Source organism: Pseudomonas sp. CFBP 5748, assembly GCF_053850495.1.
Window position 1 is genome coordinate 976,615 of the sequence record NZ_JBSPTN010000001.1, and the last position, 12,071, is coordinate 988,685.

A 12,071-nucleotide genomic window follows, 5' to 3' on the forward strand; every position below is an offset into this window, starting at 1 on the left:
TACGACTTAAGGTGTGTAGGCCATCCGCTACCAGCGTGCGATCCTGACGTCAGCTCAGACCATTCCGTTGGTCTTGCGCCTACTTTTTCGCCGCCGGTCACCCAGTTAATGCGCCCATAAAGCATGTCCAGACAAATCCGCCTGCTGATTGCTGATGACCACACGCTCATGCGTGAGGGATTGAAGCAGATGTTCGTGTTCGCCCGCGACCTTCAGGTTGTGGCCGAGGCCGACAGCGGCGCCATGGCGTTGGAAAAATTGCACCAGGGCAATATCGACGTGGTGCTGCTTGACGTGAACATGCCAGGGCTCAGCGGCGTGGAGACGATTTTGCGGATCCATGCCCAGTACCCCGATATGAAAATACTGGTCCTGAGCATGCATCACGAGCCGCAGATCGCCCTGCATGCGATCAGGGCGGGTGCCGCGGGGTATCTTTGCAAGGTATGTTCATTCGAGACGTTGCGGGATGCGATTCGGAGCGTGGCCTCTGGCGCGCGATTTCTTGACCCGCAAATCGCCGAATACCTGGCGCTCGACGCCAGCCGACGCAGCCAGCACATCCATCATGGTGCCCTCACCGAACGTGAATTGCAGGTACTGCGCCTGCTTGCCGGTGGCACCAGTGTAACCCGGATCGCCACGTTGCTGACCATCAGCAGCAAGACGGTGAGTAGTCACAAGGCTCGTATCATGGAAAAAATGGGCTTTTCCAGCAATGCGGAAATCGTCCGCTACGCCGTGAGCGAGCAACTTATCCAATAACAGCGCCCGCTTATTTCCAATACTGTGCCACCAGGCGGGCGTCCAGCCTTACAACTTATTCCTTTGTACTCAGTTTGTCCGATGCTCAGGCTGGGGGCAAAACTCGCGACAGTTCATGCGAAGTACAAACTTACGAATATTTCATACGGTTGGAGCCAGTTAAATGGGGCCACGTATCGCCGTGTCCGACAGGACATGACGCTCAGTGGTCTCGGCCCGCCCATGAACATGATTGTTTTTGCGGTGAGTAAGGGGGGGGCTTACCCCGTTCACCTCAATGCCTACTTCAAAAGCAGGCTAACCCGATAGTTGAACATTGTACCGGGTCTGCATCATGGGTGATGTCATTTAGCCTCGTCTCTTTCGATTCGAGGCCAGCCGCATGCCAGAGTCAATAGTCCCACTGCATGATCTCAGCACTCAGCGTTGGAATGCATCATGTTGCCCACCCACGTGGGGCGACCGATCCATCATGCATATTGGTCTTGAAAGTAGTTAGTCGATCAAGAGAGTGATGCAATGAAAAGTTTAACCGTGGCGATGAAACTGGGTTTAGGTTTTGCGTCGGTCATAGTGATTACGCTTATTATCGCGTTGGTCGGGCTGTCAGGTAGCAACACCATCAATACCATGTTGAATGATATTTACACCAACAATCTGACGCCGATCAAGGATGTGGCGAACGCTAACATACAGGCCGTTTATCACAACCGTGGCGTTTACGATTACTTGACTTCTGATCAGGGCGAGCGGGCCAAGATCGCTGATGGCATGGAAATGAACAAGGTCAATCTCAAAGCGTTGCTCGACAAATACGGTAAAACCTCCCTGAGCGAGCGCGAAAAGGATTTGCTGAAGAAATTCGAGGCCGCATGGCCTCTCTATGAAGCATCCGCCAAAAAAGTCCTGGCCCTATCGGATGTCGATAATCGTCAGGCCACCGAGCTCTTCAACAGTGAAACTCCGCAACTGTTCCAGGTCGTCGACGACGTCTTATCGGATATCGTCGATGTCAATGATCAGCTGAGTAAGGATGCGTATGAGGAAAGTGATGTAGTCGCCAGCAAGGCGCAGCAGATCCTCATCGGTTTGTTGATTGTCGCGGTGTTGATTTCCGCATTGATCGGTTTTGTTATCACGCGTGGCTTGATCAGGCAGTTGGGTGGCGAGCCGGCGTATGCGGCTGAGATGCTGTCCAAAGTCGCGGGTGGGGATCTGGGGGTAGCGATATCATTACGCCCTAACGACAGCGCGAGTATGCTCGCCGCCATGAAGGGCATGGTCGAGAAGCTGGCGCAGATCATCGACGAAGTGCGCGGCTCGGCGAACGCCCTGTCCAGCGCCTCGGAGGAGGTCTCGGCGACAGCTCAGTCGATCAGCCAGGCCTCCAGCGAACAGGCCGCTAGTGTCGAAGAGACCTCCGCTTCGGTCGAACAGATGTCCGCTTCCATCGAGCAAAACACCGAGAACGCCCGGGCCACCGACGCCATGGCCGGCAGTGCCGCCAAACAGGCTCGCGAAGGCGGTGGGGCTGTCAAGGATACGGTTGCCGCGATGAAGAGCATTGCCGACAAGATCGGCATCATTGACGACATCGCCTACCAGACCAACCTGCTGGCCCTCAATGCCGCCATCGAGGCCGCCCGTGCCGGCGAGCATGGCAAGGGGTTCGCCGTGGTTGCGGCCGAGGTGCGTAAGTTGGCGGAACGCAGCCAGGTTGCCGCCCAGGAAATCGGTGAGGTGGCTAAGGGCTCGGTAGCCTTGGCTGAGCGCGCCGGGGGGCTGCTCGACGAGATCGTTCCCGGGATCGCCAAGACCAGCGACCTGGTCCAGGAGATTGCCGCCGCTTCCGAGGAGCAGTCCTCGGGTGTTGCTCAGATCAATACGGCAATGAACCAGCTCAACCAGATTACCCAGCAGAACGCCTCGGCCTCCGAGGAGCTGGCTGCTACCGCCGAGGAAATGAGCGGCCAGGCGGAGCAATTGCAACAACTGATGAGGTTCTTCACGCTCGCCAGCAATAGCGAAAACGAACACAACCCTTCCGGCCCCCGGACCCTGCGGACCGCGGGCCTGCCCGCAACCATCCCTGGCAAGACGGCCAGCCATTCTCGTGAATTGGCTGTACCGACTGGCTTCGTGCGTTTCCAGGAGTGAAGCCCATGCACGCGTCGACAAAAGAGGTCAATCACGGTCGTGCGACAGAGGCCCGGCAATACCTGACCTTCACGCTCGGTGGTGAACAGTTCGCGGTGGGTACGCTCACCGTCAAGGAGATCATTGAGTACGGCCAGCTCACAGGCGTGCCGATGATGCCGCCAAGCATCCGTGGTGTGATCAATTTGCGTGGAGCGGTCGTGCCGGTGATTGATCTCGGCGCGCGCTTTGGTAGCCGACACACAGAGGTTGGCCGACGGACCTGCATCGTCATCCTCGAGGTGGAGCATGCCGACGAGCAGCAGGTGATCGGCGTGCTGGTCGATGCGGTGAACGAGGTATTGGAAATCAGTCCGGCGGAAATCGAACCGTCGCCAACCTTCGGTGCCCACATCCGCACTGACTTCATCCTGGGCATGGGAAAGGTTGGTAACCGCGTTGTCATTCTCCTGGACATCGGCCGGGTGCTTTCGGTTGATGAACTCGCCGCGATGACGCAGGTCCTTGGGACCGACGAATAATACCTCTGACTGAAGTTCGCGGGCATCGGCCCGCGAGCGCTCTCGGCACCTTTGCGAGGGGCTCCAAGCCTATCGCCACGCGCGACAACCTGGCGCCCGTGCGCTCCAACTTCCCCATGAGCGCGAAGGTCTGGTTCGCTCCGCAGGTAAGGGAATGCCTACCTGTCCCATCCTGATGCCTACTCCAAAAGCAGCATAACCCGATGGCCGAGCGTTGCGCCTGACCTGCATCATCAGCTGATGTCATTTTGCTTCTATTTTTTCTGTACCGGGCGATTCGCAATGGCACCTGCCAGGCGGATCATCCGATGTCGGATGGAGAAACTATATTGAGCGTAACAATTACTCCTCCAAGTCCGCCTTCAGCGGGAGCACCCGTGGCGCTCCTGGTCCTGGCGGCGCTGGGTGCCATTTGCGTTCTGGTTGTAGGGGAGATGGGCCTTCAGCCCGCAGGGCTTGCGGTTGTTCTGCTGGCATCTGGCACGGCAACCGCGCTCTACTTTCATTCACGTAACCGTACCTTCAAGCGTATCGGACAATCAGCCGCCGAATCTCTGCGGATGCTCGATGAGCGGGATCGTCAGATGACGTGTAGCTGCGGGCTGGAGCCGGTGTGTCGCGGCGTATTACCGATCTGGGCGGGCCAGATCGAGGTCGCCCGCAGCCATACCGAAGAAGCCATAACGGCGCTTGCCATGCGATTTGCCGAGATATCCCAGCGGGTTGAGCGAGCCGTCTCGACCACCCCGGACGGTAATGCCGGGGATGACGGACTGGTTGCGTTGCTGGGCACCAGCCAGCATGAACTGGATGCCATTGTCGCCTCGTTGCGCGGAGCCCTGGCGACCAAAGAGCTGTTGCTGCACGAGGTGGTCAAGCTCGCCAACCTGACCGAGCAGTTGCAGGCGATGGCTCAGGATGTCGGCAATATTGCGAAACAGACCAACCTGGTTGCGCTCAACGCCGCCATCGAGGCTGCCCGCGCCGGCGAGATAGGTCGCGGCTTCGCCGTTGTCGCGGATGAAATTCGCAAACTGTCCAGCCTCTCTGGAGAAACCGGCAGGCGCATCGGTGAGACCGTGGACACGGTGAATGCGGCCATCGCCAGCACGCTGGCGATCTCTCGCGAATATGCCGAGCAGGATGAGGCCACGGTGACTCACTCCGGCCAAGTGATCGAGCAGGTCATCCGGCGCTTTCGAGGTGCCACCAACACGCTTCTCGATTCCTCCCATGAGTTGCGCAAGGAAAGCCAGTGCGTCGGCCAGGAAATCTCCGCGGTGCTGGTCGGCCTGCAATTCCAGGATCGGGTCAGCCAGGTACTGGGGCTGGTGCGCAATGACTTGGAGAAGCTGCATCAGAGTCTTGCCCAGGGGGCACAGGACAGCGTCGACGGTCGTACCGCGCCCATTCTCGATGCCGATGCCTGGCTTGAGCAACTGGCCCACACCTACACCATGCCCGAATTGCATGACATACATCGAGGCAGCGGCAAAGGCGCCTCCAGCAACGAATCCGAAATCACTTTCTTCTAGGAGCTTTCCCTATGGCCAAAACCATCATGATCGTCGACGACTCCGCCTCGCTGCGCCAGGTCGTCAGCATCGCCTTGAAAAGCGCTGGCTATGAGACTGTCGAAGCCTGTGATGGCAAGGATGCCTTGAACAAGCTCGATGGCCGCAAGCTCCATCTGATCATCAGCGACGTCAATATGCCGAACATGGATGGCCTTTCCTTTGTCCGCGCGGCCAAGCAATTGCCGGCCTACAAGTTCACCCCGGTGATCATGCTCACAACCGAGGTCAGCGATGCAAAGAAGCAGGAAGGCCAGGCGGCCGGGGCCAAGGCATGGGTGGTCAAACCCTTCCAGCCGGCACAAATGCTGACGGCGGTTTCCAAACTCGTCCTGCCATGAGCATTGGCCGACAGGCCGAATGCCGCAGCCCTACATATCGACTGGATAGAAGCCAATGAACACCGACGCTCATCAACGTATTGCCATCGAGGGCGAGTTGAGCATCTACACCGCAGCCGAATGGAAAAGTCGCTTGGTTGATTTGATAGGCCGTGACGGATGCCTTGAATTGGACCTGAGCGCGGTACAGGAATTGGATACGGCCGGATTGCAGCTGCTGATCATGGCCAAGAAAGAAGCGATTGCCCACGGCCAAGAGTTGCGGCTGAGCAACCACAGCCAGGCGGTGCTGGAGGTGTTCGAGTTGTGCGATATCGCCAGTTTTTTCGGCGACCCCACCGCGTTGCAACCGAACTATTCGTGAAAAGGCCATGACCATGAACCTGGATGATGCACAACAGACTTTCATCGTCGAAAGCCTAGAATTATTGCAGCAGATGGAAGATGCCCTGCTGCATATCGAGATGGCCCCGGACGACGACGAGACGATCAACGCGATTTTCCGTGCCGCCCACACCATCAAGGGTTCGGCGGGCCTGTTTGGCCTGGACGACATCGTTGCTTTCACCCATGTGGCCGAAAGCGTGCTGGACCGTGTCCGTGACAAGCATTTACGTTTTGACGAAGAACTGACCGCACTGTTCCTGCAAGTGTGTGACCACATTGGCGTGCTGGTGAATCTGGCGGCCGACCATCAGCAGGCGGACACATCCGTGCAGGGCAAAGGCGCTCATCTGCTCGACTTGCTGCGCCGATCATTGGGTGGAACGCCTGAGTCGATCCAGGAAGACGCCACCGCGCGGCAACAGGCGTTGCCTGTCGGGCATCAACCCGGCGGCAACACGTTGCAGACCGATCACTGGCACATCTCCTTGCGCCTGGGCCCTGATCTGTTGCGCAACGGCATGGACCCTCTGGCGTTTATTCGCTACTTGTCCACCCTGGGTCACATTTGCAATATCGTGACCCTCAGCGACAGCCTGCCACCAGGGGCCCAGATGGACCCTGAAAGTTGCTACCTGGGCTTCGAGATCGGTTTTCACAGCTGTGCCGACAAAGCCACCATCGAGGGCGTTTTCGAGTTCATACGTGAAGACAGCCAAGTGCATATTCTTGGGCCGCACAACAAGACCGATGAATATCAGGGCCTGGTTCAAGCGTTGCCACAAGAGAGCCAGCGCATGGGTGAAATATTCCTCATACGTTGCGGCATTCATGCACCGCAGGAACTGGACGACGCACCGCAGGGCTCCTGGCAGCAAACACCTGACGCGTTGGTGCCGGTCGAACAACAGATCGTCTCCGTACCGGAAAACACCGACGCCCAAAAAAAACAGCCGGTCAAAGACAACCGCAGTGTCGAGAACAGCCTGATCCGCGTCGACGCGGGCAAGCTTGACGAGCTGATCAATCTGATCGGCGAACTGATCATTGCCGGCGCGGGGGCCAATCTCGCTGCCCGGAACGCCGGAGCCAGTGAGCTGGTGGAGGCGACGGCGGTTCTCGCGCGCCTGGTCGAGGAGGTTCGTGATTCGGCCCTGACCCTGCGGATGGTGCAGATTGGCTCGACGTTCAGCCGCTTCCAACGGGTGGTTCGCGACGTCGCCAAGGAGTTGGGCAAGGACATCCGCCTGGAAATCAGCGGCGGTGAGACCGAGTTGGACAAAACCGTGGTGGAGCGCATTGGTGATCCGCTCACGCACCTTGTGCGCAACGCCATGGACCATGGCATCGAATCCGCCGACGTACGCCTGGCCCAGGGCAAGCCGGCCCAGGGGCTGCTGCGGCTCAACGCCTTTCACGACGCGGGCAACATTGTCATTGAAGTGGCCGACGACGGCGGCGGCTTGAACAAGGCGCGGATCCTGCGCAAGGCCACCGAGCGAGGCCTGGTCAGCGAAGGGCAAAGTCTCAGTGACCAGGACATCTTCCACCTGATTTTCGAACCGGGTTTCTCAACCGCCGAGCAGGTCAGCAATCTCTCCGGCCGTGGTGTCGGCATGGACGTGGTCAAGCGCAACATCACAGCGCTGCGCGGCAGCGTCGAATTGAACAGCGTCGAAGGGCAGGGGACCACCCTGCGCATTCGCCTGCCGCTGACGCTGGCGATCATTGACGGCTTCATGGTCGGTGTCGGCAACGCCAGCTACGTGATCCCGCAGGACGCGGTGGTGGAGTGCATCGAACTGCCCCCCAACGAAGATCGGGACTATCTCAATCTGCGCGGCGAGGTGCTGCCATTTATCCGTCTGCGCAAGCAGTTCGACATTGGAGGGACCCCACCACGCCGGGAAAACGTGGTGGTCGTGCAGTTCGCTGGGCAGCGCGCGGGCCTTGTGGTGGACCGCCTGCTCGGTGAATTCCAGACCGTGATCAAACCGATGGGCAAGGTTTTCGGCCAGATAGACGGAGTAGGAGGCTTCACCATCCTGGGCAGCGGCGAAGTGGCCTTGATTCTGGATGTCTCCGGGCTGATCAAGCAGGTCATCGGTGCCAGGCACCAAGCTGTTACCGACAATTGAATGCAGCCTTCGCTTTCAATTGAATTGGCTCATAACTATTTGATATTCACAGAAGATTATAAAAATGAATACGTTTTCCAACATGAAGGTCGGCACCAAGATAGGAGCAGGGTACGTGCTCGTGCTTCTGCTGATGCTTGCCCTGGTGATCATGAGCATGAATGGTCTTTCAAACGTGCACACGATCGTGAGCGATATCACCGATAACGCTTATCCGAAAGTTCAGGTCAGCAACGATCTCGGCGCTGGCCTGAGTGCTACCAATCTCCTGATTCGCGACCTGATCCTCAAGACCGACGAGCAGCAATTGAAACAAACTCAAAACCAGCTGACCGAGACTCGCCAAGCCCAGGCTTCGCGAATGGATGCCTTGGAAAAGCTGCTGAACGAGCCAGACGAAATTAGCCTGTTCAAACGCCTGAAGGAAGTGCGCGACAACTATGGCGTGGTGGTTGATCGCGCTGTCGATCTGGGCGCGGCGAACCAGACAGACCAGGCTATCCAACTGCTCTACGGTGAGGTGGAGCAACAGCAGCAGGAGTACGCCAAGCGGCTCAATGACATGATCGAAATGCAGGAAGCCTCCTTCGCGGAAAACGACCGACAGGAGCAGGCTGAGTACGATCGGATTCGTCTGCTGTCGTTCATCTTGCTGGGGGTTGCCGTCCTGTTGGGAGGGCTGTGTGGATTGCTCATTACCCGCTCGATTACCCGTCCATTGAACGAGTCGGTCCAGGTCGCCAATCGGCTGGCGGCAGGTGACCTGAGCGTGAGCATCGATGTCGACAGCCGTGACGAGATAGGCCAGTTGAAAGAAGCCCTCCAAAACATGGTGGCGAAGCTGGCGCAAATCATCGGCGAAGTGCGCGGTTCGGCCAATGCACTGAGCAGCGCCTCGGAGGAAGTGTCGTCCACGGCGCAATCGATGAGCCAGGCGGCCGGCGAACAGGCTGCCAGCGTTGAGCAAACCAGCGCCTCGATCGAGCAGATGTCTGCGTCTGTCGAACAAAATACCGAGAATGCCCGCGTGACCGAAGGCATGGCCGGCAACGCCGCAAAACAGGCGGTTGAAGGGGGAGAAGCGGTCAAGGACACGGTTTCGGCGATGAAGAGTATCGCCGATAAAATCGGCATCATCGACGATATTGCCTATCAGACCAACCTGCTGGCCCTCAACGCCGCCATCGAGGCCGCCCGTGCCGGTGAGCATGGCAAGGGCTTCGCCGTGGTCGCCGCCGAGGTGCGCAAATTGGCTGAACGCAGCCAGATTGCCGCCCAGGAGATCGGTGAAGTGGCCAAGGGTAGTGTGGCCCTGGCCGAGCGTGCCGGCGGCCTGCTCGACGAGATCGTCCCGGGTATCGCCAAGACCAGCGATCTGATCCAGGAAATTGCCGCCGCCTCCGAGGAGCAGTCTTCCGGCGTCGCTCAGATCAACACGGCAATGAATCAGCTCAACCAGATCACTCAGCAAAATGCGTCGGCCTCCGAAGAGCTGGCGGCTACGTCCGAGGAAATGAGCGGTCAGGCCGAACAACTGCAGCAACTGATGCAGTTCTTCGTCCTCTCCAGCAATGGCCCGAATGAACGCGGCACGACAGCCCCTCGTGTCGTGAAGACGGCCGGCCTCTCGACAGCCGTTTCCGGCAAGGTAACCAGCAGATCTCGCGAGCTCAGCCTACCGGCTGGCTTCGTGCGCTTCCAGGAGTGATGCCATGCAGTCTTCGCTCAAAGTGGAACATCCCGATAGCCTGTCTGAACCTCGGCAATACCTGACCTTCTCGCTCGCGGGTGAACAGTTCGCGGTGGGCACGCTCACCGTCAAGGAAATTATCGAGTACGGCCAGGTCACCAGTGTGCCGATGATGGGCCCCAGCATCCGTGGCGTGATCAACCTGCGTGGCGCGGTGGTGCCGGTGATCGATCTGAGCGCCCGCTTCGGCGGGCGGCAAACCGAGGTCGGTCGACGCACCTGCATTGTCATCCTGGAAGTGGACCACGTTGACGAACAACAGGTGATTGGCGTGCTGGTGGATGCGGTGAACGAGGTGTTGGAAATCGCACCGGCGGATATCGAACCGGCGCCGGCATTCGGCGCGCATATCCGCACCGACTTTATCCTGGGCATGGGCAAGGTCGAGGGCCGTTTCGTCATCCTCCTGGACATCGGCAAGGTGCTTTCGGTAGACGAACTCGCCGCATTGACCCAGATCACCGAGACAGCGCCCGGCGAGTAAGCCGAAACCACGCAATGCCGGCATCACGTTGTGGCCGAGCAGTGCCTTGCGAACGTTCCCTGTACCTCAAAAGTGGAAATACCATGTTCAAAAATATGCGTGTCGGGGTCCGCCTGACTTTCGGCTTTGCCACGGTGTTAGTTCTTACCGCCGCGATCGCCTATATGGGCATCGAACGTTTGCAGGGCATCAAGGCAGATCTCGACGAGGTCTCCAGCTTGCGCATGACCCGCGTGGTGCAGGTCGCCAACCTGCGTGACCAGATGAACATCATCGCGCGCACCAGCCGCAATATTCTGTTGACCAGCGATGCCCAGCGGACCCGGAACGAGCTCGAGCGCCTCCAGGTCGCTCGAGCAGCCTTCGACAAACTGCTTGGCGAGCTGCAGCGTGGTGTGACCAGGGATGAGGCGACGCAGATCGCCGCGGATATTCGCGCTCGCTTCCAGAGTGTTGTGCCGCTGGTGGACAAGGCCCTGATGCTGGCCGCCGAGCAACACAGCGCCGAAGCCGCCGAGGTATTGATGGGGGACGCGGCACGGGTTCAGGATGATCTGTTCGCCGGTCTCGACGCGATGATGGCTTATCAACTACGGCAAGTCGACGAAGCTGTCAGCCAGGCTGGCCATAACTACAGCGTCGGCATGCAAATGATGCTGGGGCTATTGGGTGTGGGCATAATGCTGGGTGCGCTGATCGCCTTGTGCATTACCCGATCGATCACCCGTCCCCTGCGCGACGTTATCAGCGTGACCCATCGCCTCGCCGCCGGGGATCTGAGCGCGACGATCACGACGGTGCGCGGTGATGAAACCGGCACGCTCAATACCGCGCTTCAAGGCGTGTCAACGGGCCTGCAGACGCTAATCAACGAAATGAACCGCATGTCTGTCGAACACGACAAGGGCGATATCGACGTGATGGTCGATACCACCAAGTTCCAGGGCGCCTACAAAACCATGGCTGAAGGTGTCAATGCGATGGTGCAGGGCCATATCGCGGCCAAGAAAAAAGCGATGCAGTGTATCAAGGCACTAGGCGACGGCGATCTGGACGTTCCGATGGAGCCGCTGCCCGGCAAGAAAGCCTTTATCAATGAGGTCATCGAAAAGACGCGCCAGCAGTTGAAGGACGCGACTGCGGCCGCCGCCATTGCCACCACGCTTAAAACCACGCTGGATAATGCTTCGGTCAACGTGATGATGGCGGATAACGACGGCATTATCCGTTACATGAACCGGGCTACCGAAGCGCTGATGCGTCGGTCCGAGGGCAACATGCGCAAGGTGTTGCCGCAGTTCAGCGCGGACAAAATCATCGGCGCGAACTTTGATGTTTTCCATAAGAACCCCAGCCACCAACGCAATCTGCTGAGCAGTTTGCGTGGCACCCATGTGGCTCAGGTGCCGGTCGGCGACATGATCTTCCGGCTCAGCGCCAGCCCTATCTACAATCCCGATGGCGAACGCCTTGGCACCGTGCTGGAATGGATCGATCGCACCCTGGAAGTGGTCGCCGAGGAGGGGATCGTCAAGGTGGTTGCGGCCGCGGCGGCGGGGGACTTCTCCGGGCGAATCGCGAGCGAAGGCAAGGAGGGTTTCTACAAACTGGTTGCCGATGGCATGAACCAAATCGTAGGCACCGCGGACAATGCCCTGGAAGATGTATTGCGTGTACTCAGCGGCTTGGAGCAGGGTGACCTGGCACAAAACCTGGACAAGCAATACCAGGGAACTTTTGAAGCGCTGAAGAACGCTATCAATAACACCATTGCCAGAATCTCCAGCATCATCGGCCAAGTCAACAACGCCACCGGCAACATCGCTTCCGCCAGTGAGGAGGTCAGTTCCACAGCGCTCTCCATGAGCCAGGCTGCCAGCGAACAGGCCGCCAGCGTCGAGCAGACCAGCGCCTCGGTCGAGCAGATGTCCGCCTCCATCGAACAGAACAGCGAAAA

The 12,071-nt window shown here is 58.7% G+C and carries 8 protein-coding genes and 3 pseudogenes; all 11 read left to right on the plus strand.

What is annotated here, in order from left to right; translation table 11 throughout:
* Positions 1–123: 123 nt before the first annotated feature.
* Positions 124–765: a response regulator gene (locus tag ACWNZ1_RS04475; protein ID WP_288913973.1), complete on the plus strand. Its 642-nt coding sequence runs from the start codon at positions 124–126 to the stop codon at positions 763–765.
* Positions 766–1,284: 519 nt separating this feature from the next.
* Positions 1,285–1,812: pseudogene (locus ACWNZ1_RS04480) on the plus strand (MCP four helix bundle domain-containing protein); the annotation flags it as partial.
* Positions 1,789–2,922: a methyl-accepting chemotaxis protein gene (locus ACWNZ1_RS04485; RefSeq protein ID WP_456027452.1), complete on the plus strand. Its 1,134-nt coding sequence runs from the start codon at positions 1,789–1,791 to the stop codon at positions 2,920–2,922. The pseudogene ACWNZ1_RS04480 and the gene ACWNZ1_RS04485, both read left to right, overlap by 24 nt.
* Before the next feature lie 5 nt (positions 2,923–2,927).
* Entirely contained in the window at positions 2,928–3,443 is a 516-nt protein-coding gene (locus ACWNZ1_RS04490) for a chemotaxis protein CheW (protein ID WP_288913978.1), read from the plus strand.
* Positions 3,444–4,303: 860 nt separating this feature from the next.
* Positions 4,304–4,978, plus strand: a pseudogene (locus ACWNZ1_RS04495) (methyl-accepting chemotaxis protein); the annotation flags it as partial.
* A gap of 11 nt (positions 4,979–4,989) precedes the next feature.
* Positions 4,990–5,358: a response regulator gene (locus ACWNZ1_RS04500; protein ID WP_288913984.1), complete on the plus strand. Its 369-nt coding sequence runs from the start codon at positions 4,990–4,992 to the stop codon at positions 5,356–5,358.
* Positions 5,359–5,413: 55 nt separating this feature from the next.
* A complete protein-coding gene (locus tag ACWNZ1_RS04505; protein ID WP_288913986.1) occupies positions 5,414–5,722 on the plus strand; it encodes an STAS domain-containing protein in 309 nt (102 codons plus the stop codon).
* 13 nt (positions 5,723–5,735) lie between these two features.
* On the plus strand, positions 5,736–7,880 hold the full coding sequence (locus ACWNZ1_RS04510) for a chemotaxis protein CheA (RefSeq protein WP_288914047.1): 2,145 nt from the start codon (positions 5,736–5,738) through the stop codon (positions 7,878–7,880).
* Between the two features lie 64 nt (positions 7,881–7,944).
* Positions 7,945–9,588 (plus strand): methyl-accepting chemotaxis protein, encoded by a 1,644-nt coding sequence (locus ACWNZ1_RS04515; RefSeq protein WP_456027436.1) that lies wholly within the window; start codon positions 7,945–7,947, stop codon positions 9,586–9,588.
* A gap of 4 nt (positions 9,589–9,592) precedes the next feature.
* Entirely contained in the window at positions 9,593–10,114 is a 522-nt protein-coding gene (locus ACWNZ1_RS04520; RefSeq protein WP_288913991.1) for a chemotaxis protein CheW, read from the plus strand.
* Positions 10,115–10,209: 95 nt separating this feature from the next.
* Positions 10,210–11,835, plus strand: a pseudogene (locus ACWNZ1_RS04525) (MCP four helix bundle domain-containing protein); the annotation flags it as partial.
* Between the last annotated feature and the right edge of the window lie 236 nt (positions 11,836–12,071).

Bases quoted from the DNA above. Each gene is read 5' to 3' on its own strand.
- ACWNZ1_RS04490 (WP_288913978.1), top strand. From the start codon at position 2,928: ATGCACGCGTCGACAAAAGAGGTCAATCACGGTCGTGCGACAGAGGCC.
- ACWNZ1_RS04520 (WP_288913991.1), top strand. From the start codon at position 9,593: ATGCAGTCTTCGCTCAAAGTGGAACATCCCGATAGCCTGTCTGAACCT.
- ACWNZ1_RS04475 (WP_288913973.1), top strand. From the start codon at position 124: ATGTCCAGACAAATCCGCCTGCTGATTGCTGATGACCACACGCTCATG.
- ACWNZ1_RS04505 (WP_288913986.1), top strand. From the start codon at position 5,414: ATGAACACCGACGCTCATCAACGTATTGCCATCGAGGGCGAGTTGAGC.
- ACWNZ1_RS04500 (WP_288913984.1), top strand. From the start codon at position 4,990: ATGGCCAAAACCATCATGATCGTCGACGACTCCGCCTCGCTGCGCCAG.
- ACWNZ1_RS04510 (WP_288914047.1), top strand. From the start codon at position 5,736: ATGAACCTGGATGATGCACAACAGACTTTCATCGTCGAAAGCCTAGAA.
- ACWNZ1_RS04515 (WP_456027436.1), top strand. From the start codon at position 7,945: ATGAATACGTTTTCCAACATGAAGGTCGGCACCAAGATAGGAGCAGGG.